This window comes from Verrucomicrobium sp. BvORR034 (assembly GCF_000739635.1).
Lineage (GTDB): Bacteria > Verrucomicrobiota > Verrucomicrobiia > Verrucomicrobiales > Verrucomicrobiaceae > Verrucomicrobium.
The window spans coordinates 1-19,980 of sequence record NZ_BATQ01000141.1; the positions used below are offsets into that span (position 1 = coordinate 1).

20 protein-coding genes and 2 tRNA genes are annotated in these 19,980 nt (G+C 60.1%); 9 read left to right on the forward strand and 13 right to left on the reverse strand.

Going from position 1 to position 19,980, the window contains the following annotated elements:
- Positions 1–113: 113 nt before the first annotated feature.
- Complete coding sequence (locus tag BV034_RS24260; RefSeq protein WP_050029556.1) at positions 114–839, reverse strand: HAD family phosphatase; 726 nt, start codon at positions 837–839, stop codon at positions 114–116.
- A gap of 69 nt (positions 840–908) precedes the next feature.
- On the opposite strand from BV034_RS24260, the gene BV034_RS24265 reads away from it, so the two are divergent.
- Complete coding sequence (locus BV034_RS24265; protein WP_050029557.1) at positions 909–1,829, forward strand: LysR family transcriptional regulator; 921 nt, start codon at positions 909–911, stop codon at positions 1,827–1,829.
- Between the two features lie 8 nt (positions 1,830–1,837).
- Here BV034_RS24265 and BV034_RS24270 read toward each other — a convergent pair whose 3' ends face one another.
- Positions 1,838–2,341: a methylated-DNA--[protein]-cysteine S-methyltransferase gene (locus tag BV034_RS24270; RefSeq protein ID WP_050029659.1), complete on the reverse strand. Its 504-nt coding sequence runs from the start codon at positions 2,339–2,341 to the stop codon at positions 1,838–1,840.
- A 143-nt stretch (positions 2,342–2,484) separates the two neighbouring features.
- Here BV034_RS24270 and BV034_RS24275 point away from each other — a divergent pair, with 143 nt between their 5' ends.
- Positions 2,485–3,960: a DNA-3-methyladenine glycosylase 2 family protein gene (locus tag BV034_RS24275; RefSeq protein WP_050029660.1), complete on the forward strand. Its 1,476-nt coding sequence runs from the start codon at positions 2,485–2,487 to the stop codon at positions 3,958–3,960.
- A gap of 304 nt (positions 3,961–4,264) precedes the next feature.
- A complete protein-coding gene (locus tag BV034_RS24280; protein WP_265593408.1) occupies positions 4,265–5,941 on the forward strand; it encodes a family 16 glycoside hydrolase in 1,677 nt (558 codons plus the stop codon).
- A gap of 124 nt (positions 5,942–6,065) precedes the next feature.
- Here BV034_RS24280 and BV034_RS24285 read toward each other — a convergent pair whose 3' ends face one another.
- From BV034_RS24285 to BV034_RS24310, 6 genes are all read right to left on the reverse strand, one after another.
- Entirely contained in the window at positions 6,066–6,266 is a 201-nt protein-coding gene (locus tag BV034_RS24285; protein WP_050029558.1) for a helix-turn-helix transcriptional regulator, read from the reverse strand.
- Between the two features lie 83 nt (positions 6,267–6,349).
- Positions 6,350–6,832, reverse strand: a complete 483-nt coding sequence (locus tag BV034_RS24290) for a DUF2975 domain-containing protein (protein ID WP_050029559.1) — start codon at positions 6,830–6,832, stop codon at positions 6,350–6,352.
- A gap of 151 nt (positions 6,833–6,983) precedes the next feature.
- The gene (locus BV034_RS24295) at positions 6,984–7,916 is read right to left on the reverse strand and encodes a sugar phosphate isomerase/epimerase (RefSeq protein ID WP_265593409.1); all 933 of its coding nucleotides are present in this window, start codon (positions 7,914–7,916) and stop codon (positions 6,984–6,986) included.
- Positions 7,917–7,938: 22 nt separating this feature from the next.
- Positions 7,939–8,580, reverse strand: a complete 642-nt coding sequence (locus tag BV034_RS24300) for a gluconate 2-dehydrogenase subunit 3 family protein (RefSeq protein ID WP_050029561.1) — start codon at positions 8,578–8,580, stop codon at positions 7,939–7,941.
- Between the two features lies 1 nt (position 8,581).
- Entirely contained in the window at positions 8,582–10,393 is a 1,812-nt protein-coding gene (locus BV034_RS24305) for a GMC family oxidoreductase (protein WP_050029562.1), read from the reverse strand.
- Between the two features lie 15 nt (positions 10,394–10,408).
- Entirely contained in the window at positions 10,409–10,975 is a 567-nt protein-coding gene (locus BV034_RS24310) for a DJ-1/PfpI family protein (RefSeq protein WP_050029563.1), read from the reverse strand.
- 204 nt (positions 10,976–11,179) lie between these two features.
- Here BV034_RS24310 and BV034_RS24315 point away from each other — a divergent pair, with 204 nt between their 5' ends.
- The gene (locus BV034_RS24315) at positions 11,180–12,343 is read left to right on the forward strand and encodes a DNA-binding transcriptional regulator (RefSeq protein ID WP_050029564.1); all 1,164 of its coding nucleotides are present in this window, start codon (positions 11,180–11,182) and stop codon (positions 12,341–12,343) included.
- Positions 12,344–12,565: 222 nt separating this feature from the next.
- Here the strand turns inward: BV034_RS24315 and BV034_RS24320 are convergent, their stop codons facing one another.
- The 5 genes from BV034_RS24320 to BV034_RS24345 form a co-directional block, all read right to left on the reverse strand.
- On the reverse strand, positions 12,566–13,021 hold the full coding sequence (locus BV034_RS24320; protein WP_265593410.1) for a hypothetical protein: 456 nt from the start codon (positions 13,019–13,021) through the stop codon (positions 12,566–12,568).
- Positions 13,022–13,104: 83 nt separating this feature from the next.
- Positions 13,105–13,196: transfer RNA gene (locus tag BV034_RS24325), tRNA-Ser, on the reverse strand.
- Positions 13,197–13,437: 241 nt separating this feature from the next.
- Complete coding sequence (locus BV034_RS24335) at positions 13,438–14,229, reverse strand: hypothetical protein (protein WP_050029567.1); 792 nt, start codon at positions 14,227–14,229, stop codon at positions 13,438–13,440.
- A 90-nt stretch (positions 14,230–14,319) separates the two neighbouring features.
- Positions 14,320–14,802, reverse strand: a complete 483-nt coding sequence (locus BV034_RS24340; RefSeq protein ID WP_050029568.1) for a hypothetical protein — start codon at positions 14,800–14,802, stop codon at positions 14,320–14,322.
- A gap of 210 nt (positions 14,803–15,012) precedes the next feature.
- The gene (locus BV034_RS24345) at positions 15,013–16,416 is read right to left on the reverse strand and encodes a hypothetical protein (protein ID WP_265593411.1); all 1,404 of its coding nucleotides are present in this window, start codon (positions 16,414–16,416) and stop codon (positions 15,013–15,015) included.
- A 153-nt stretch (positions 16,417–16,569) separates the two neighbouring features.
- Between BV034_RS24345 and BV034_RS24350 the strand changes: the two genes are divergently transcribed.
- The 5 genes from BV034_RS24350 (at position 16,570) to BV034_RS24375 (ending at position 19,977) form a co-directional block, all read left to right on the forward strand.
- Positions 16,570–16,644 (forward strand) — tRNA-Asn (locus tag BV034_RS24350).
- A 47-nt stretch (positions 16,645–16,691) separates the two neighbouring features.
- Positions 16,692–16,949, forward strand: coding sequence for a GIY-YIG nuclease family protein (locus tag BV034_RS34265; RefSeq protein WP_063768889.1), 258 nt, complete (start codon positions 16,692–16,694; stop codon positions 16,947–16,949).
- Positions 16,950–17,412: 463 nt separating this feature from the next.
- Positions 17,413–17,796 (forward strand): hypothetical protein, encoded by a 384-nt coding sequence (locus tag BV034_RS24365; RefSeq protein WP_050029571.1) that lies wholly within the window; start codon positions 17,413–17,415, stop codon positions 17,794–17,796.
- A 67-nt stretch (positions 17,797–17,863) separates the two neighbouring features.
- Complete coding sequence (locus tag BV034_RS24370; RefSeq protein WP_050029572.1) at positions 17,864–19,240, forward strand: glycosyltransferase; 1,377 nt, start codon at positions 17,864–17,866, stop codon at positions 19,238–19,240.
- 5 nt (positions 19,241–19,245) lie between these two features.
- A complete protein-coding gene (locus BV034_RS24375; protein ID WP_050029573.1) occupies positions 19,246–19,977 on the forward strand; it encodes a hypothetical protein in 732 nt (243 codons plus the stop codon).
- Positions 19,978–19,980: the final 3 nt, after the last annotated feature.

Sequence of the window (19,980 nt, forward strand, 5' to 3'; positions counted from 1 at the left end):
TCTCAACCAGCGCAGCCTCTCAACCAGCGCAGCCTCTCAACCAGCGCAGCCTCTCAACCAGCGCAGCCTCTCAACAGCCCGCTTGCGGGCCGCCCAACCAGCGTGAAGCGCGCTTAACCCCCATAAGCTCCCACCACCCCATCCGCCCCCGCCGCTATCAAGGCCTCCTTGGGGAAGCTTGTCGTCAGCCCCACCACGCGACATCCTGCTGCCTTTCCAGACCTTACTCCGTTGATTGAGTCCTCAATCACCAGACACTCGGCCGGATTTACGCCCAAGCGCTCCGCAGCCAGGAGATACGGCTCGGGATCCGGCTTGCCACGTTTCACGTCATCGCCCGTCACCACGGTCTCGAAGAGTCCATTCAGGTCGAATGCATCGAACGCCATCTTCTGCATGCTTGGTGCCGCAGACGTCGCTACCGCCAGCCGCAGCCCCGCTTCCCCGGCAGCCACTGCAAACTCCCGGGCTCCAGAAATCAGGCGCACCAGGGAAAAGCGCTCCACAAACAGGTCAAAAGCCCGCTTCATCACTGCCGACGCCTCTCGACCGGACTCAGGAAACAACCGCATCAGCCCTGCCGCCACCTCTCGGTCCGGCACGCCCTTGAAGGTCAGCAATTCCGTCTCCACGAGCGCCCGGCCGCCCATCTCCTCTGCCAGAGAGGAAATGCAGGTCGCATGCACCGGCTCGGAGTCGATCAAGACACCATCCATGTCAAACAAGATGGCCTTCATGCCATCCAGCAGGCGGGATCCCACCTGCAGGCCCGTTTTCCCTATCCCACACCTCTCCAGATCACATTTCACGTCAGCTTCCATTTCGAGGGTTGCGTTCATGCTTCACGCTCCCTTCAAACTGGCCATTCTTCCAATGGCATGTTTTCATGATGGTGATAACCTGTTGTTATGGACATTCGCGAATTGCGATCCTTCGTCACCCTCGCTGAGCAGCTCCACTATGGGCGCGCCGCCCGGTTGCTGAACCTGAGCCAGCCTGCTCTGACCAAGCAGATCTTGCGGTTGGAGGAAGCTCTGGGGTCGCCCCTCTTCGAGCGGGACCGCCACGGCACCCGGCTCAGCGCCATCGGCCATCGGTTCCTCCAGGGCGCGCGCCCGATTCTGGCTGGGTTTGACCGGCTCTTGGCGCAAGGCCGCAAAGCAGCCTTGGGTGAAACGGGCAGCCTGCATGTCGCGTTTGGCTTCCACACCTTCGAACTGGTGCCACACCTCATCGTGCAACTGCGCGAGCAATGGCCTGAGGTGGAAGTGAGTCTGCGCGACCTCTCGTCTGCTGAGCAAATCGAGGGTCTGAACAACGGCCAGATCGACCTCGGCTTTGTGCGCCTTCCCGCACCTGTCCAGTTGCAGACCCTGCCCGTCATCAAAGACCGTCTGGCCTTAGTTTCTTCCGCGAACTCTCCCCTGCGTGAAAACGCCACCATTGCTGACTGTCGCAACGAGCCCTTTGTCGCCATCTCCGAAAAACGCGCTCCCGGCTTCCATCACCACATGCTGCTGCTTTGCGCCAAGCACGGCTTTCACCCCCGCATCGTTCAGGAGGTTGGAGAAATCACCACCGCGCTCGCCCTGGTTCGCGCCGGACTGGGCCTCGCGGTGGTGCCCCAGTCCACTGCCACCAGCGAGTTTGCCGGCATTCGCTTTCATCCCCTGCGTGACAAAGAAGCCGTGTGGACGGTCGGCGCCGCCTGGCGCAAGGGCGACACCAACCCGGTATTGAAGCGCTTTCTTCAGCTGTTGCGCCCCGGCGGATGGGTGAACAGCAAAAAGAAAACGGCAAACGGTGGAGCAACTGCAACTGGCACCTGAAAAAGCCGCTATGACCGCAATCCCAATTCATCATTCCCAACTTCTAGCTTGAGCAGCACGCTCTTCGCCTCCAGCCCACCGGCGAAGCCGGTGAGCTTGCCGTTGCTGCCAATCACCCGATGACATGGCACCACAATGGAGATCGGATTGCGGCCATTCGCCGCTCCTACGGCGCGGACGGCCTTCGGCCGGCCAATCTGATTTGCAATCTGCCCATAGCTGCGGGTCTCACCAAAGGGAATGGTCGATAGCGCCCGCCATACCTCTTTCTGAAACGCAGTGCCTTCGGCTGCGAGCCTGAGATCAAACTGGGTCCTCCGGCCCGCAAAGTAGTCGTTTAACTGCCGCTCCGTCTCCAGCAACACCGGATGCTGGTCATCGCGCACGGTCTCACCGAGCGGCACACGTTTGGGATCGTCGTCTTCCCAAAGGATCGCTACCAGTCCGTTGTCGCTGGCCACCAGCGTGAGCTCGCCCACGGGTGATTTGATGGATTTGTAAACATGCTTCATGGTCTTGATTGGATGATTTACGGCCCCAGCATGCCACGGGGGCAGGATTATCGCTGGCCGTTTTCGGACATGAAAGTAAAATGACATCCATGTCCGAAAACGGCGAGTTTCAGCGCGCCAGTCCGGCTACCTTGTCCTCAGCCATGAACAATCCAGAAGGAAGCTCACTCATTGATGACCAGGCAGCCTATCAGGCCCTCACCTCCCACGATCCGCGGTTTGACGGTGTGTTTTTCGTGGGGGTCACCTCCACGGGCGTGTACTGCCGCCCCATCTGCCCTGCCAAGGTGCCGATGCTAAAAAACTGCCGGTTTTTTGGGAGTGCCGAGGCGGCCGAGAAGGCACAGTTCCGCCCCTGCCTACGATGCCGGCCTGAGCTCGCCCCCGGCCATGCACCGGTGGACAATGCCCAGCGCATCGCCCACCTCATCACCCACCGCATGAACGAGGGTCTGCTGGAAGACGGAGCGGGGATCGAGGAAATCGCAAGCGAATTCGGAGTCAGCTCCCGTCAGCTCCGCCGCATTGTGCAGAAAGAACTGGGCGTCTCCCCCATCGAACTCCTCCAAACCCGGAGGCTGCTCCTGGCCAAGCAGCTGCTCACAGAGACCCGCCTTCCTGTGATCGACGTCGCCTTTGCCAGCGGCTTCTCCAGTCTCCGCCGGTTTAATGACGCTTTCAGCGCCCAGTATCGCATGCCCCCCAGCCGCCTGCGCAAGGAAGCCACCACTGGCGAGGACACAACGGCTCCTGCCGGAGTGACCTCCACCCTCCAGCTCAGCTACCGCCCTCCGTATGACTGGCAGGCCATCCTGGAGTTTCTACAGGGACGCATGATCAAGGACGTGGAGCATGTCACAAGCACCTGTTACGCCCGCACCGTCCGATTGGGCAAGCACGCCGGCTGGGTACGCGTGACCCAGTCACCGCAGAAACATGCCCTGCTCGTGGAGTTCACCCACAGCCTCGCCCCGGTGCTGCCCGCGCTGTTGGACCGGCTTCGCAACCTTTTCGACCTTGCAGCGCGCCCTGACTTGATTTCCTCGCACCTTTCCCAGGATCCCCTCCTGCGCCCGAGTCTGGAGGCCCACCCAGGTCTGCGAGTGCCCGGAGCCTTTGACGGATTTGAGCTCGCCATCCGCGCCATTCTCGGCCAGCAGGTCACTGTGAAGGCCGCCACCACCATCTCCTGTCGTTTCGCCGCGGCCTTTGGGGAAAAGATCGAGACTCCGTTCCCCGACCTCACGCGGCTCTCCCCTCAAGCCGATCGAGTGGCACGCGCCACGCTGGATGATGTCGCCCGACTGGGCATCGTCGCTGCCCGCGCCAGCTGCATCATTGGCCTCGCCCGCGCTTATCACGACGGGACCCTCAAGCTAGACGCTGGATCCCCACCCGACAGCGCCATCGCCCAACTGGTTACCCTCCCTGGCATCGGCCAATGGACTGCCCACTACATCGCGATGCGCGCCCTGCGCTGGCCCGACGCCCTCCCAAAGGAAGACATCGCCGTACGCAACAAACTCGGCGGGGTGACCGCCAAGCGGGCGGAAGAGATGTCACAACGCTGGCGTCCCTGGCGGAGCTATGCCGTCCTTCACGTTTGGAAATCACTTTGAAACAATAAGTAGTGCTGGGCCTTAGCTCGTCAGTCGTAAGACCCACGACTATCACCTCATCCCGGCCTCTGACAATCGCCACAGGGAACCTCAACGTCTACGTGGGGTTGAGGAGGGTGGAGCACTCACTCCGAAGGAGTTTCGGCGGTCCGACTTGCCACAGCCCCCAGAGGTCCTCTCCGGACACCGCACAAGGTCGCCTCCACGAACCGTTCCCCGCCCCGCCCTCCGCACACGTTGCTCAAATTCTACGAATGATTCCCCAGTCACCCACGTATGCCCTCCCACGCTCAAGCCTACGTCCATGTCCCGCCCCGCCCTTCTCGTTTGTTCCCTCGTCCTGGCCACCAGTAGTGTCGCCAGTTTTCACGCCACAGCCCAGGAAAAAGCTCCACCGACCCCGACCGCGGTCCCATCGGTGCCTGCCACGACGCAGCCCCCGGCCGCGACGCCCCCTGCAGGGTTCCGGACGCTGTTCAACACCAAGGACCTCACTGGCTGGCATGGGCTCAACCCGCACTCCGTCGCCAGGCTCACGGGTGAAAAGAAGGACGCCACCCTCAAGCAGATGCGCGAGGAATTCCCAACCCACTGGCGTGTGGAGAACGGCGAACTCGTCAACAATGGTACTGGCCCCTACGCCACGACCGACGAGGACTTTGGCGACTATGAGTTGATGCTCGAGTACAAGACGGTGGCCAAGGCCGACAGTGGCATCTACCTGCGCGGCGTTCCGCAGGTGCAGATTTGGGACTGGAACCAGGTTTTTGATCCCACCAAGCCCGACCGCCGCCCCCATCTGGGTTCAGGAGGTCTCTTCAACAACCCGCCCAAAACACTCGGCCGGGATCCGATTGAACTCAAAGACAAGCCCTTCGGCCAGTGGAACGCCTTTTCCATCAAGCACATCGGTGACCGCGTTTGGGTGACTTACAATACCCGGCTCGTGGTCGACGGCGTGCGCATGGAAAACTACTGGGACAAAACACAACCGTTCCCGGCCAAAGGGCCCATCATGCTTCAGACCCATGGCGGAGAGATCCGCTGGCGCAACATCTTCATCCGCGAGATCAAGGAGGCCGAGGCCAAGAAATTCGTCGCCGAGAATCCTCCAATCCCCAACCCCACCGAATACGACGTGGCCTATGGACCGCACCCGAAGCAGGTCATGCATTTCTGGAAGGCTGAGTCTTCCAAGCCCACTCCTCTGCTCTTCTTCATCCATGGCGGCGGTTGGTCGGGTGGTGGCCGCCTGAGCGGTGTCACCAAGATGCTGCCCGAGATGCTCAAGGCGGGCATCTCCGTCGTTTCCGTGGAATATCGCTTCGTCGGTGAGGCCACCAAGGACGGCGTGGTCCCGCCTGTGAAAGGTCCTCTGCATGACGCTGCCCGCGCCCTGCAACTGGTGCGCAGCAAGGCCACCGAGTGGAACATCGATAAACAGCGTATTGGCGCAAGCGGAGGCTCCGCCGGAGCCTGCACCTCCCTTTGGCTTGCCTTCCATCCCGACCTCGCCGATCCCAAGAGTGACGATCCCATCGCACGTGAATCCACCCGCCTCTGGTGCGCGGCCGTCCTCGGAGCCCAGACCACCCTGGACCCTCAGCAGATGAAGGAATGGATGCCCAACAGCAGCTACGGTGCCCATGCCTTCGGCATCTCGGGTGACATGGCCAAAAAGACCTCCTCCTTCGTCGAATTCCACGCCAAACGGGAGACTATCCTCCCCTGGATCGCCGAGTACTCGCCCTACGCTCTCGTCACCTCCGATGATCCGCCCATCTACATGTCCTACAGCGCCGCTCCCGCCATGGGACAGAATCAGAAAGACCCCACCCATTCCGCGAACTTTGGCGTGAAGCTGCAGGAACACTGCCGTACCAACAACGTCCCTTGTGAACTGGTGTACCCTGGGGCCCCGGAAGTGAAGCATGCCACCGCCGAGGATTATCTCCTCGAACGTCTGAAGGCGGAGAAATAACCCGCTTTGCGGGAGACTCCAGACTGCCAGACCTCAGACGCCAAGCTTGAGGCGGGAAGAAATGACCACCAAGAAACGGCGGCTTGTGCCTTGAGCACAAGCCGCCGTTCCATATAGCGCAGGGTCACTTGTACTCCAGAATGTCGCCCGGCTGACAATCAAGCGCCTTGCAAATCGCCTCCAAAGTGGACAGTCGAACCGCTTTTGCCTTCCCATTCTTCAGGACGGAAATGTTGGCCATCGTGATGCCGACTTTCTCGGCGAGCTCGGTGACGCTCATCTTCCGTTTCGCCAGCATGACGTCGATGTTGATGATGATTGCCATGGAGGAAAGGATTGCGGAAGTCGGAATGCCGATACTGGACTTTGAAGTTTGAAATTTGGAGTTTGGATTTTGAATCTTGGCTCCTAAACCGTCAGGTCGTTCTCGGACTTCAGTTCCACGGCACTTTGCAGAGTCCTCTCGAACACAGCAGCGACAGTAGCAACAACCGTGGAGATGAACATCAGCAGCAGCCCCATCATCACCCCACCCGCAATGTCCTCCTTGCCACGCTGAAATAGGAAGATGTAGGCCTCTGCTCCCAAAATGAAACCGACCAGCGACATCGCGCAGTACTTGATCGTCCGCAGAGATTTCACTGCGCGTTGCGAGAACACCTCATTCTGCCCCACATAGCCAAGAAGCCTGAAAGCCTGGTAAAGCGCGGTGAAGAAAGCGATCGAAGCAAGATACACATACGCCAGAAACGGATCGTTGAAGTAGATCTGAAAAACTGTGGAGTGGGCATTCCTGCCTTCAAGTTGAGGCTCCCAAAGCATCAGGCCAAGCGCAACCATGCCGACGAGCACAACCACCGCTTGCAGAAAGACCGTGGAGCTTTTCTTCATGCTCCGACCTTACATCGATCATTTATCGTTTGTCGATATATTTTTATCGTGATTTTCAAAAGGAGATACCTCCGGCACCTTTGCCAGTCCTGCTCATCCCAGCGCGCATCCGCCGCCATCAGCCCGCCGCACCCGGCCAAACGACTGGCACCTAGCGGCGCATTTCAGGGTTGAAGCCCAACTTCTGCGCCAGCATGGCGAAACTCTGCTTCGCCGCCGCCACGGGATCGTAGCCCGGCTTGTTAAAGATCATGGCACTCACTTCGACGACCACAGGGCCCCTCCAACCGGACTGCTTCAACAATTTCGCGAACTGAGCGTAGTCGGTGCGGCCTTCGCCTGGCAGGAGGAACTGGACCTTCTTCGCATCACCCGCGGAGTCCTTGACGTGGATGAAGCGCGTCTCGGAGATGAGCGGCTTGAGCGTGGCTTCCATCTCCATTCCCTGGAGCTCAAAGTGGCTGTAGTCGTAACAGAGTTTCACGAACGGACTTGCAGCTTGCGCGTGCAGCCAGAGCAATCGTTCCGGTGAATTCACCGCGCTGTTGACGTGTGCCTTAAGACAGATCGTAAGCTTATTTTCGGCCGCGGTTCTCGCCCAATCCCGCACCCGATCCGCCATTCTTTCCTTCAGCGCGCCCCACTCGGCGGGTTTACCACCCAGCACGGATTCCAGAATAGGCGGCGCACCGGGCGAGAGTTCGTATGCGAACTCGGCCGCGATCTTGATATGCTCCAAATTCTTAGCGTGTGCGGCATCGTCCACCACGAGGCTGAGGTTGTTCATTAGACCGGAGACGGTGAGTTGATGTCTGCCAAGTGACTCGCGAAGAGAGGCACGATCCGCCGCAGACAGCCGGCCCGGCTCGGTTGGGAATCCCGCATTGAGGGGGAGTTCAACGTTGTGATAGCCGATCTCGGCACACGCCTTGAGAGCCTCCGCGACGGGTAGCGACTTCATCCCATAGAGGCTGAAGCCCAGGCTGAGATTGGATTCTGCCGCATCCACCGGCAGGGGGAAGTTTGGCAGCGCAAGTCCAGCGGTGGCGGCGGTTTGTTGGAGGAATTGGCGGCGAGTCGGCATGGTGTATTGAGTGGAGGCTGATTCAAGCAAGTCCGACATGCTTTAACGCTTCAATGGGCGGACCTTCGAAGGTGGCGGTTGGCCTGTTGCCCACGTAGCCGATGGCCTGCATGCCCTCAGGCGTGGTGTAGTAGCCGCCTGCGGTGAGATCGCGGTAGCGCTTGAAGAATGAAGCGGGCTTCTTGTGCTCGGGCTTCACTTTTGCGCCGGCTATGTCTGTACAGATCGTAGTTTGCTGGTCGTGAGTGAGATCAGCGAAGGGTTTGGAGAAACGACGTCGGGCTTCTTCGTCAATCCATTCCAAACCTTCGAGGATGACGCGGCGATCACCGGCTTGAGCGGGATACGGCGAACTGATCCATTCATCAATGAAGTCGGGCACTCCGACGGCGGAAGCGCTCGGCGAAGCATCATCGGCGGGGATGATCACATCGCACAAGGCGCGTGCCGTGTGCCTCTGTGGCCCGGTGAGTGTGAGCGGCCACACGTCGCCAGGCTTGTAGATCTTCGCCATCACTGGGTCGGGGCCGTAACCCTTGGCTTGGACTGGGGTGTCGGCGGCAATGGCAAGGTGATCACGCGCGGCAAGCGTTGCCGCAGCCCCAAGCATCCACTGAATGGCAACGCGGCGATCCACGCGCGGGAGGTCGTCTGGGGAGCCCATGTCAGATATTTCCTTTCTTGAGTTCGTCCATGAGGTGATCAGCCATGCGCCAGGCGAGGGCCATGATGGTCAGCGTGGGGTTCTTGTCCGCAGTGCTGGCAAAGGGTGCGCCATCGGCAAGGAAGACGTTCTTCACATCCCATGTCTGACTCCATTGATTGGTCACAGACATTGAGGGGTCATCGCCCATGATGGCACCTCCAACTTCATGAATGACCGTGCCACCGGGCTTCAGGGACTTCAGCACATCGGCATCCGTCTTGGGCGAAACCTTGCCCCCCATCGCCTCAAGCAGTTCACCGATGTGCTTTTGCTGATGGCGCGCTTGATTGAGTTCAAAGTCGCTCCACTTCCAATGGAAGCGCAGCACCGGAATACCCCATTGATCCCGCACCGTCGGATCAAGTTCACAGAACGAACCATCATTGGGCAGCATCGTGCCCTGTGCTCCAAACCCGACCCGGGAGCCGTAGTAGCGCCTTGCGTCTTCTTTGAGTTTTTTGCCAAAGAGCACGCCGCCATTGCCCTCGAAAGTGTCGATGCCATTCAGTGATGTTAGTGATGGCATCTGTCGCCCAGTAGTGAACTCCAGGTGATAACCACCGGGGAATCCCAGCCCGCCTTCGCGATTCTGGTCATGCAGCGTCCACGGCACATACGCATGAGGGCCGCCTGCGCCGTCTTCATTGTGAACTGGCATTCCTTCAAAGGCTGGGATATGCGCACTGAGGCTCGTAGAAACAGAATCTGTGATGTATTTGCCAATTTTTCCGCTCGAGTTCGCAAGCCCTTGAGGAAAGGCATTCGACTTTGAGTTCAAAAGCAGGCGCACCGATTCCTGCGAACTCGCTGCCAGCACGACGACCCGCCCCTTGGCATGGCCTTCGCGACCACTGGTCTTGTCGATGAAGGTGATCCCTGTGGCCCGGCCCTGCTTGTTGATCGTGATCTCACGCGCCATTGCATTGGGCAGAATGTCGAGGTTGCCCGTCGCAAGCGCAGGTCGCAGGTGCACGGTCTGCGAATCGTAGTTCGCGCGGATCGAACATCCACGATGGCAGTCCGTCGCCCAGAAGCACGGGGCCCGCAATCGCATGTGCTCCGCCAGAATGCGCTGAGCTGTGGCATTGTGCGGATGCAGCTTCGCCGGAATGGTCTCCGCGTCCTGCACCTGGGTGAGTACCGCACGATGAATGGAGGTGACGCGCGCATTCACCTTCTTCCCGTGCTTTTGCGCATACAGTTCGCCGACTCGCAACTTCGGTGCTGGCTGCAACACACCTGGCGAAGAATCGGGCGAATTCTCCAAACCTTCGTTTGTGCCGAATACACCGATCAGCATCTCTACTTTGTCATAGTAGGGTGCAACCTCTTCATAGCTGATCGGCCAGTCAAAACCCGCTCCGAAACGCGTCCGCGGCTTGAAGTCATACGGCCCGTTGCGCAGGGTGATGCGCCCCCAGTGATTTGTGCGTCCCCCCATCATCCGCTGCCGCCACCAGCGGAACTGATTCGCCGGCTCCGGGTGAGCATTTGTGTAAGGCTCCCCCGGAATCTCCCAACCGCTGTTGATCGAGCAATCGTGGAAACCGTATTGCTTGTCCGGCGTGGGCACGCCCCTCAAAGGCGCCTGGCTGGGCAGTTGAAACATAGCAACCTCAGTCGCCGGATCAAACGAACGCCCCGCCTCCAGCACGAGCACCTTCACGCCTTCCATGGTGAGCGTATAGGCCGTCTGGCCGCCGCCGGCACCAGAGCCCACGATGATCACATCGTAGTTCTCCTGAAGTTTGTCATGGGTGATGACTGGCATTGGGGAGGGGTCTTGTTAGTTGCCGCGTGCCGCTTCCAACATCTTGATCCAAGGACCGACGTAGTGGCCGTTGTCGTGAAAGGTGCGCCCGCTGACCATGTGGCGGTCGACGACGCACGGTTCGTTGACATAGATGCCTCCGCAGACTTCGAGGTCGAACTTGCACTTCGCCACCGTCGCCATCCGCAGCCCCTTCACGATGCCAGCACGGGCGGGGATCTCCACTCCGTGGCACACGCTCGCCATGGGTTTTTCGTTCTCCCAGAACCAACGGGTGACGCGGAGCAGGTCCTCATCCTCGCGAATGTATTCCGGCGCTCGACCGCCGCTGAAGAAGATGCCCGCGTACTCTTCGGGCTTGATGTCCTTGAAAGTGATCTCGGCATCGATCGTGTAGCCCTCCCACTCCTTGGTAATCGTCCAGCCAGGCTTCACCTCATGCATTACCATCTGGTATTTGCGCTTCTCCGGCGCGGCGACGACGGGCTGGAACCCCGCTTCGATGAGGCGGTAGTAAGGGTACAGGGTGTCCACCGTTTCGGTGGCGTCGCCGACGATGACAAGGACTTTGGGCTTGCTCATGGATGATGAGGATTCTTTGGATTGAGTTGGAGATGGATCCGATGCCGATGCCGCACGCAGGAGGACAGTTCCCGCGGCAGCGAGACTGGAGTGTGCGATGAAACGGCGTCGATCCACGGCGGCAACCCTATCCCCTTGCCAGCAGGCGCCAATACAACTATGGTGCACCAATCCTCAGGTTTTTCGTCACCCGTTTTTCCGGACATGAGCCTCCGCAAACGCCGCCGCGCCCCTCGCGTCGCACTCCTCATCGAGACGACTCGCACCTTTTCGCGCGATATGCTCGCGGGAGTCCGTCGTTACGTGGCAGAGCATGGCCCCTGGTCCACCTTCCTCGAACTCCGCGCTCCTGACTCGGCACCGCCGGCCTGGCTGCGCCATTGGGATGGCGACGGCATCCTTACGCGAAGCTTTACCCGAGAGACGGCTGATTTGATCGATGCCACCGGCCTGCCAGCCGTCGAATTGCGATCCAAGGCCCTCGCCGGAAATCGCCCCTTTGTCGGCATCGACAACGCTCATATCGGACGCACTGTCGCCGAGCATTTCTACGAGCGTGGTTACCGGCGATTTGCGGTCTACAGCCTGACAACCGAGATCTTCTTCATCGAACGGGTGCGGAATTTTGTCAGCACCGTCGAGGCCTACGGTTGCACCTGCGCAGAGCTTCCTGAGGTCGTTTCCGACAATGTCTCTGACTGGGAGAAGAACCAGGCCCGCCTCATCTCCTGGTTGGCGCAATTGCCGAAACCCGTAGGCATCTTCGCAGCCAACGACCAGCTCGGCGTTCACCTTCTTGCCGCTTGTCAGAGGGCAGGCGTCGCCGTGCCCGAGGAAGTCGCCGTCGTGGGTGCGGAGAACGAGGAAACTCTCTGCACTTTCGCCACGCCACCCTTGAGCAGCGTCCGATTCGACGGCCAGGCTGTTGGGTACCATGGTGCGGCAGTGCTGGACAATATGATGCGCGGCAAGACGGCACCTGTTCGGGAGATACTCTCGCCCCCTAAAGGGATCGTCGTGCGCGGCTCGTCTGATGACTTGGTCATCAATGATGCGCTCGTTGCCCATGCCGCGCGCTTGATCCGTGAGAACGCGATGACCGGCATCAATGTGGACGACCTTTGTCGCAAACTAAACGCCTCACGAAGCACGCTCGACCGCCGCATGAAAGCCGCGCTCAACCGCAGCCCCAAGGAAGAGATCACGCGCATCCGTTTTCGCGAGGTGGAACGCCTCCTCTGCGAGACGGACCTCACGATCGACATCATTGCCCGGCAGACCGGCTTCGCGCACAGCCACTATCTGCAAGCCGCCTTCAAGCAAGCTTACGGCCGGACTCCCGGAGCCTTCCGGCGCGCCCATGCATGAGGGCTGCGGGCGCGTATTGAAATCACCCGTTCCAACCTTTCCGCATGACGCCAATGTTTGCAGCAGAATGCTCTAGGCCAATGGAAATCAAGTTTTTTCGGGAACGACGCTGGATTGGGACCGAGATGGAAATTAACACCTTCCATTCGTTGCCTCGCTGTATCCCTCTGTCATACACCGCAGTGGAGCCGCCTGTCGTTGCCCACCACCATCTGGGCAACACTAATCATTGAAATAACCACGATACCCCAGGGAAATGAAGCTGATGACGTTGGTGAACACACACACCCATGCTACGGCTCTCTCAACTTTCACAGTGCTGCGAGACGCCAGCAATGCGGACCAGAACAATGCGACTGGCAAGAGCAGATACTGAAGAACGCCCATGCCCCCAGTCCACTCCATAACCTTGTTCCACCTGCGCGCATGTTCCTTGTCCTTCTCGAAGATGCTGCGCTCTTCTGAAGTCAACAGTTTCCCTTCTTTAAGGGACGGATCTTCAGTCTCAATGCTACTTGCGATTCTCCAAATCTCCTCTCTTTCGAACGGGGAATAGCGTAACCTTCCTCCTTCCCTGTTGGGCAACATGTTGCCGCCAGCCAGGAAATGCCAGACTTCAATTTGAAGGCAGGTATTCAACACCACCGCCGAGAGGATCCCACATAGGTAGCGAGCCACATACAAAACCTAGAGACTCCCCGCTCAAGATCAAGAGCTTTGGTCCGCATGTGCTTCATGCAAAACTTCCGAGGGGAAAAAGCTGGCGGAGAGAGAGGGATTCGAACCCTCGGTAGCTGTTAAAGGCTACGCATCTTTAGCAAAGATGTGCTTTCGACCACTCAGCCATCTCTCCAATAAATGCTCAGCTCAGGCGGTTAAGCCCGGGAAGAGATTCTTAGCCGAGCCGCCTTCAGAGTCAAGCAAGAGGTGCATTTTTGACACAAAAAAGACGGGCTTCGGCCCGTCTTCTTCGCAGATCTTTTGTTCGCTCTCGCAATCGGGGTCACTCGACGGAGTTTCGGCCCGTAAGGCCGGGGTGGAGGCGATCCACCCGGTCATATACACTCACCTCAACGCCGCCAGCTCCAGTCCCTTCAAACGGGCTCCTTCAGGAGCGTGAGCGCCTGGTCAACCTTGGCGCCTTCGTGCACGATCGCCGCCAAACTGCGGGCAATTGCCGCTGGGCTCTTGTGCTGCCAAACGTTGCGGCCAATCGCAATGCCCGCGGCACCGGCCTTCATGGCGTCATGCACCATGGAGAGCAGGTCCAGATCATTGCCGTCTGCCGCGCCGCCCAGCACGATGACCGGAGCGTAGCAGGACTCTACGATGCGCTTGAAGTCCTCTACCGTACCGTTGGTGGGGTACGCGGTCTTCACCACATCAGCCCCCATCTCGGCGGCCAGACGCACGGCGAATCCGATGTTTTCCACGGTGTACTTGTCCTTCTGGCCCAGTCCGTAGGGCAGCGTCTCAAGAATGACGGGGATGTCCACGTCCAGGCTCTCGCTGATGAGATCGGCACAGTTCTGGGTGATCAGCTCTTCATTCTCGCTGAAGGGAAAGAGCATGTTCATCACGCCGGTAGCCCCCACCATCTCCGCCTCGCCGAGGCCGTAGATGTTGATGCTGCCAGCTCCCTTGCCCGTGGTGCGGACGTTGTACACGTCAGTGCGCAGACAAATGCCCTTGCCCGTGAGCATGTCGCCCGTGCGCAAAGCCAAGCCGAGATTCAAGACATAACCATCCACATAGGGGTTCACATCCTCGATCAGTTGGAACGGATTCTCCAGACCGGGGACGGGGATCGCCACTCCGTGGTCGATCGGCAGAATGACGGTCTTTCCGTCACGGAAGAAAGTCTCAAGGTTGTCTTGTCGGCTCATAGCGGGTCGGAACCTTGAGGCCAATTGGGGAAAAAGTAAAGTCCGCAATGGTCGAGGCCTTCCGGAGGCAGCCCGGCCTTCCCACCTGCACTAAAGGTTCTCAAGCGCAGTCGGGAAGCCATCTGCCCCCTTGCCATCGGTCGCATAGCGTCGCTCCCGTCCCGCCACGCCATCCTCATAGCCCCGCAGGCACATCTCAAATACCTCTCGGGGCGGATTCTCCACACCCAATGATTTCAGCGCATACGCGAGATCCGCAGCGGTGGCCACGGGCGCAGTCTCAAACGCCGCACACACGCCAGCATGAGTGCGCCCCAGGCGATGACCAAACTCATACCAGCGTCCGGTGGGATGAGGCGCCTCCACAAGACCCGCCGCCTTTCTCAATGCATGCCAAACCGGGCCTGACCGGGTAGCGTCCCAGGCCAGGCCCGCTGCGAGCACCACCAGCACTCCTGCTGCAATCCCCACCCGCAAGCCAGCCCGCCCAGCCCGACGGGCCGGGAGCGGAAGCTGCCCGTGCGGAATCCCCGTCTGGGCAGGGCGGACCGATACACCAGGAGCGACCGCCATACCTGGTGAAGCAGACCGTGGCGGCGGGGGTGGCGAGGATGGAATCGGCACACCCGCGTTGGAAGATCCCGACGGGGCCGGAATGGAAGACGGCATAGGCGGCGGCACCAGAGGTGCGGAAGGCGGTGGCAGTGAAGATTCCATGGTGCTTTCAGGCCCGGCTCTAGGATATCACGATAAAGGGTGTTGCATCAACTCAGCCAACTCGCCTCAACGGCCATTTGGCGAAACGGCCGCACGATCGTCCGCCAGCCCCAGCGCCACCAGCACGACCTGATGATAGCCCCCATCTTCTCCCAAAAGAGGACGGCTCAGAGCGAGGTAGCCCGTGGTTCCCCCGACCATCAACGGCACCCGCTGGGACAGTGCTCCCGTCTGCGACAATGAGGTGAGCGCCACCGTCATCGCTCGCGGGAGAGCCCGTTGCAGTTCACGGCTCACGTCTCCCACCGCAGCCGCCAGACTCCGGATCTCCTCCCCTGCCACCAGGCCACCTTTCGCATCGGTCGGCACCTGAAATGCCATGAGCAATCCCGAGCGAGTTGCCTCAGCCGAACCGGACTCGCCCGTTCGCACCACGCGAATCATCAGAGAACTCCCCCCTGCAGACTCCATCCAGGCGGCAGGTTGAGTGCTCCCCTGCGCCGCAGGCAAATCCGTGCTCCCCTTGGCAAAGTGCTGTTGCATCAACAGTGCCTCTGCGGCGCCTGGCAAGTCCATGCCAGGGAACGTCTCCCGCCCTGCCCGATACCAACTCTGAAGAGTTTCCCACTCCGCCTTCAACAGCGCCGCAGTCGGGCCACTTCCCAGCCGATTCCAGTTCACACGGAGTCGCGACTGCTCCTTCTCCTCCTGTGCCCGTTTTTCCGCCAGGAGCTGAGCTTCCTTTTCCTGCTCTTCCTCCATCTTCCGCTGGGCGGCCCGGCGTCGATCCTCCTCCTCCATCCGCGCCTGCTCCTCCGCCTTCACGCGATTCGCCGCAGACTGCACCATGGCCTTGGCCTCTTCCTCCTGACGCTGTATCTCCAACTTGCGGGTGCGCTCCAGCGCCTCTGTCATAGCGCGGGTGTCCTTTACCTTCTGCCGCTGCTCTTCCTTGACCCGGTCGTATGAGGCCCGCGTCATCCAGCGGCCTTCATACTGCACCATGCCCTGGTCCCGAAGCAGCAAAACCTCAAGGATGGGCTTCAAGAAACGAGGTGACTCCTGTCGCACCGCTGGGTACCGGGCCTCCAGCGTGCGTGTCCGCTCGACCACTTCCAGCAGAGGCGCATAGTCCTGCAGGTCCACCAAATCCACGGCCAGCAGCACGGGATCGTACTCAACCATCCCGAAGACCTCGCTGATCAAAAACACTTTCTCCCCGCTCCCTGTCACCTGGACCTTGTAGTTTACCGCAAACTCCTCACAGCGGGAAAACGTCACCACCTTGGCGAACTCCGGACTGGTATTCGCCCCTTTCAGCACCAGCAGTCCCAAGGCCCACGCCGCCCCCGGCACAGCCATCCCCAGACTCACCGCCATCAGCGTGACCAGCGACGCCCATGACCGCCCCCGGAGGAGGACGTTGGCCGCGGTAGGGAAGCGGGATTCAGACGGAAACGGGGGCTTCATGACGGGATCCATGGGGCAGAAAGTCGGGCCTTCATGATCCGACACCGGAGAACTCTACGACAAGCCCTAAAAAAATTCGAAAAAAGCGGCAGGATCTTTGCAAATTCAGTTGCAAAGATCACAGGCTGGGTAAGATAACGGCCCTCACGGAATTCCTGAGTAGCTCAGCGGTAGAGCGGGTGGCTGTTAACCACTAGGTCGTAGGTTCGAACCCTACCTCAGGAGCCAATCAAAATTGGCTCCGACCATTCAACCGATCACGGTCAAAGCGCTTCGTGTTTTGGGTATACGTCCTCGAGAATCCATCTGGGAAGTTCTATGTCGGTCAGACGGAAGATCTGGATGCGCGCCTGCGCAGCCATAACGATGACAACTCCCCCACGGAAGGCAAATTCACCCGCAAAAACGGCCCTTGGGCCTTGGTATGGAAGGAGATTCACCCGGACCGAGCCTCCGCCATGCGCCGGGAACGCCAGATCAAAGCCTGGAAGTCCGCTCGCCAGATCCGCACACATCTGCTGGGTCGCACGTAGTAGCTCAGCGGTAGAGTCCCGACTTGTCGGGATTAACCACTAGGTCGTAGGTTCGAACCCTACCTCAGGAGCCAATCAAAATTGGCTCCCTATTCTCCAAGATTAGACTTGGGAAACTTCATTTGAATCGATGGTCGGCGCGCCATGCTCGCGACCTTTCAGGCCGCAACTCAAGGGGGATGTCTGTGCCCAGGGTCTCCGTCCATTTCGCGGCCTCGGTCCCATAGGCTGGACTCTTTAGGCCCGAATCATCACCAGAAAACTGCGATTGTAATTTCCTCCGGCCTTTCCTTGCCGTGCGGCTACTGCGCCTGCGCTCACCGCTCCCTTGCACCGACAGTTGCAACCCGCGAGGTCCAGATTACAGTTCATGGCAAAAATACCCCCATCCACCAGTCGCCTTCCCCGCTGCTCTACCTGATTTGCCAAGTGCAAACGGTGCGCGGAGGCGGCTTTTCTTGCAATGTCATCGCTCACACCAGTCGCATCAGTTCCCACGGCCGCCATCTTGGCACCGCCTGGCGAGGTGGCCCTATGCCCTCCTGCTCCCGCCGCCCCGGCTCCTTCATCCTCGCCATCTCCCCCGGGTGAACTCGTTGCCCTCCAGGCGCGGTGCGCCTACCTGAGCCAGGAGCTCAACCGCCGCGGTCTGGCCATTCACCAGCAGGCAGCGCGTCTCGAGGAGAACAAGGTACAAATCACCGCGCTGGAGAAACGCCTCGCCAAACAGGAGAGTGCGATCAAACGGCTTCAGAAAGTAGTGGCTTCTGCAAAAGAGTGGCAGCAACGCGGCTGGATGAAACGAGCCTTTCACAAGTGGAGGGCACCAGGCAGTGAAGGATCCTAACGCGTCCCTCCCAAGGCAGCCCCTCAACGACAGACTCGATACATCAGATCCTGGAACGCTCCCTTGGATGCTTGGCCGGGCTGGCGGGGCGACCACCGTTCTTCTCGAGTTGACGTCTGCGCACAGCTCACCGTTCAACGGTACTGCCACCATTCAGATTGCTGCAGACCAGATCCTGTCAGTCGCTTCCGACGTCGAATCCCAATTCCCGCTTGCGGATATCCTGCTATGGATTGGCGATGCTCACCAGCGTCCGCTGTCCGAGTGCCAAACCATCCTGCAACGGATTTCCCGGCTGACCGACTGCATCCTTTTCGCCGCAGAGCCTCCCCCTTTCGTCTCACCTGACCAAGCAGAGACTACGGCCGCGTTGTGGCCAGATCAGTGGTCAGTCCACTTTGCTGACGCAGGCTACACCCTGGTCGATTTGTTCCGCGATGAGCTGTGTCAGGCACCCTCCGTGCCGGACTCGCTGGCCCAGAACCTCGTGATGTACGTCCGCGGTTCCCGCCTGAAGAATCATCCCACGTGGCAACAGCACATTCTGCCCACACCCAAGCGTCGGGTGCACCCCGACAGGCTTTGCAGGCATCTGCATGAAGCGACAGACTCGGGACAGGATTTGAAACTCTCCCCCCATCGTCTGGCAGGGGGCAGCATCGCTTCGTATCTGGCGGATCGGTGGCACGGCCACCCCGTCAAGAGCAGCATCTCCGTGGTCATCACCTTTCACAATGAAGGGGCCTATGCCCACCGCACGCTCAACGGCCTGGAGTTGATGTGCCAGTCTGCGGCCGGCCATGGTCTGCAGGTGGAACTGCTGTGTGCACTGGACAACGCCGATCCCCTGACTGCCAGGATTGTTTCCCAGCACCCGCTCGTCACCCGGCTGGGCAGATGCCTGGAAATGCGGCACGGCGATGTCGGATCCTCGCGGAACCACGCCATCGATCAAGCCAGCGGTGACTACGTTGCCATTCTGGATGGGGACGACCTCTACTCCCCCCGCTGGCTCGCACTGGCCCATCACCGGTGCCGCCAGTTTGAGTGGCCTGTCATTGTCCACCCTGAGCGTATCGTCAGCTTCGGCATTCTCAAAGGCATGGCGACGGTGTTTGACACTACCTGCGGTGACCTGAACGAGATCTCTCCACTCACCGCCAACCGCTGGATCGTCACCTCCTTTGCTCCTAGATCCGTGTACCAGTGCCTGCCCTACACCGCCACGGACACGGGCCGCACCGGCTTCGGCTTTGAGGACTGGCACTGGAACTGTGAAACCCTCGCCGCCGGCCTCCACCATGTGACGGCGGCGGAAACGGCCCTCTTCTACCGTCGCCGCCCGGATTCCATGGTCATGCAGCAACTCGGCCAGCGGGCCATCATCCGGCCCACCGCCCTGGCCCGCAGCCCACACTATGCCGGAGCCTACACCCCCAGATAGATCCGATGCCAAAGCCCCTCCCCCCGCCGCTCTGGGTCATCGAGGACATGGTCGCACTCTCGACCGTGGAACCGCAGTTGTTTCCCGATCCCGACGACCGCCAACTCTTGTGGCATGACTACCACCCCGTCTCCAGCGCCGGTGGCGTGTACCATCGCGATCTTCTCCCCCGGCTGCATGCCGCCCGCGCCGCACAGATCTTCATCGTCCCGAACCCGGCAGAGACCACGGCACTCCTGCAGCCGCATCTTGCCCAGGCAGCCGCAGAAGGACTCCGCTGCGCCGTTGTCTGCACAGGCTCCGCAGAGGAGAGCACAGACGCAGACTCAGACCTTGTGTTCGAGGAAACTGCATCCGTCGCGGTCATCCCCTTCGGAACACTCGCGGCAGACCTGCCTGAGGAGGAGCGTCTCACCGTCCTCGTACAGTGGCTGCAGAACTCCGGCGCCCGCATCCTGCACATCATCCAGTGCCCCATGGGATGGCAGATCATCAGCCGCTGGGCTCGACAACTGAAGCAGACTGGCATGCGCCTGCACGTGACCGTAGCACCTGACGACTCCACCCCTCTGGGTCAGGCCGCCGGCTCCTTGGTGACATTGTTCCCCCTCTGCGCCCGTCATCTGGACGCTCTCTTTTCCTCCTCCCAAGCCTGCACTGCCACTCTGCAACATCGCGAAGGCTACCCCTTGGAACGCATCCTCCCCCTCCCAGGCACCACCCCGTCCCACGGCTAAATT

What these genes read in the sequence shown, in the direction of transcription:
- BV034_RS24265 (WP_050029557.1), top strand. Translation starts at nt 909, where the DNA reads ATGGACATTCGCGAATTGCGATCCTTCGTCACCCTCGCTGAGCAGCTC.
- BV034_RS24370 (WP_050029572.1), top strand. Translation starts at nt 17,864, where the DNA reads ATGCTTGGCCGGGCTGGCGGGGCGACCACCGTTCTTCTCGAGTTGACG.
- BV034_RS24340 (WP_050029568.1), bottom strand. Translation starts at nt 14,802, where the DNA reads ATGGCGGTCGCTCCTGGTGTATCGGTCCGCCCTGCCCAGACGGGGATT.
- BV034_RS24295 (WP_265593409.1), bottom strand. Translation starts at nt 7,916, where the DNA reads ATGCCGACTCGCCGCCAATTCCTCCAACAAACCGCCGCCACCGCTGGA.
- BV034_RS24365 (WP_050029571.1), top strand. Translation starts at nt 17,413, where the DNA reads ATGTCATCGCTCACACCAGTCGCATCAGTTCCCACGGCCGCCATCTTG.
- BV034_RS24290 (WP_050029559.1), bottom strand. Translation starts at nt 6,832, where the DNA reads ATGAAGAAAAGCTCCACGGTCTTTCTGCAAGCGGTGGTTGTGCTCGTC.
- BV034_RS24270 (WP_050029659.1), bottom strand. Translation starts at nt 2,341, where the DNA reads ATGAAGCATGTTTACAAATCCATCAAATCACCCGTGGGCGAGCTCACG.
- BV034_RS24305 (WP_050029562.1), bottom strand. Translation starts at nt 10,393, where the DNA reads ATGCCAGTCATCACCCATGACAAACTTCAGGAGAACTACGATGTGATC.
- BV034_RS24315 (WP_050029564.1), top strand. Translation starts at nt 11,180, where the DNA reads ATGAGCCTCCGCAAACGCCGCCGCGCCCCTCGCGTCGCACTCCTCATC.
- BV034_RS24300 (WP_050029561.1), bottom strand. Translation starts at nt 8,580, where the DNA reads ATGGGCTCCCCAGACGACCTCCCGCGCGTGGATCGCCGCGTTGCCATT.
- BV034_RS24335 (WP_050029567.1), bottom strand. Translation starts at nt 14,229, where the DNA reads ATGAGCCGACAAGACAACCTTGAGACTTTCTTCCGTGACGGAAAGACC.
- BV034_RS24280 (WP_265593408.1), top strand. Translation starts at nt 4,265, where the DNA reads ATGTCCCGCCCCGCCCTTCTCGTTTGTTCCCTCGTCCTGGCCACCAGT.
- BV034_RS24260 (WP_050029556.1), bottom strand. Translation starts at nt 839, where the DNA reads ATGAACGCAACCCTCGAAATGGAAGCTGACGTGAAATGTGATCTGGAG.
- BV034_RS24275 (WP_050029660.1), top strand. Translation starts at nt 2,485, where the DNA reads ATGAACAATCCAGAAGGAAGCTCACTCATTGATGACCAGGCAGCCTAT.
- BV034_RS24310 (WP_050029563.1), bottom strand. Translation starts at nt 10,975, where the DNA reads ATGAGCAAGCCCAAAGTCCTTGTCATCGTCGGCGACGCCACCGAAACG.
- BV034_RS24285 (WP_050029558.1), bottom strand. Translation starts at nt 6,266, where the DNA reads ATGGCAATCATCATCAACATCGACGTCATGCTGGCGAAACGGAAGATG.
- BV034_RS24375 (WP_050029573.1), top strand. Translation starts at nt 19,246, where the DNA reads ATGCCAAAGCCCCTCCCCCCGCCGCTCTGGGTCATCGAGGACATGGTC.
- BV034_RS24345 (WP_265593411.1), bottom strand. Translation starts at nt 16,416, where the DNA reads ATGAAGCCCCCGTTTCCGTCTGAATCCCGCTTCCCTACCGCGGCCAAC.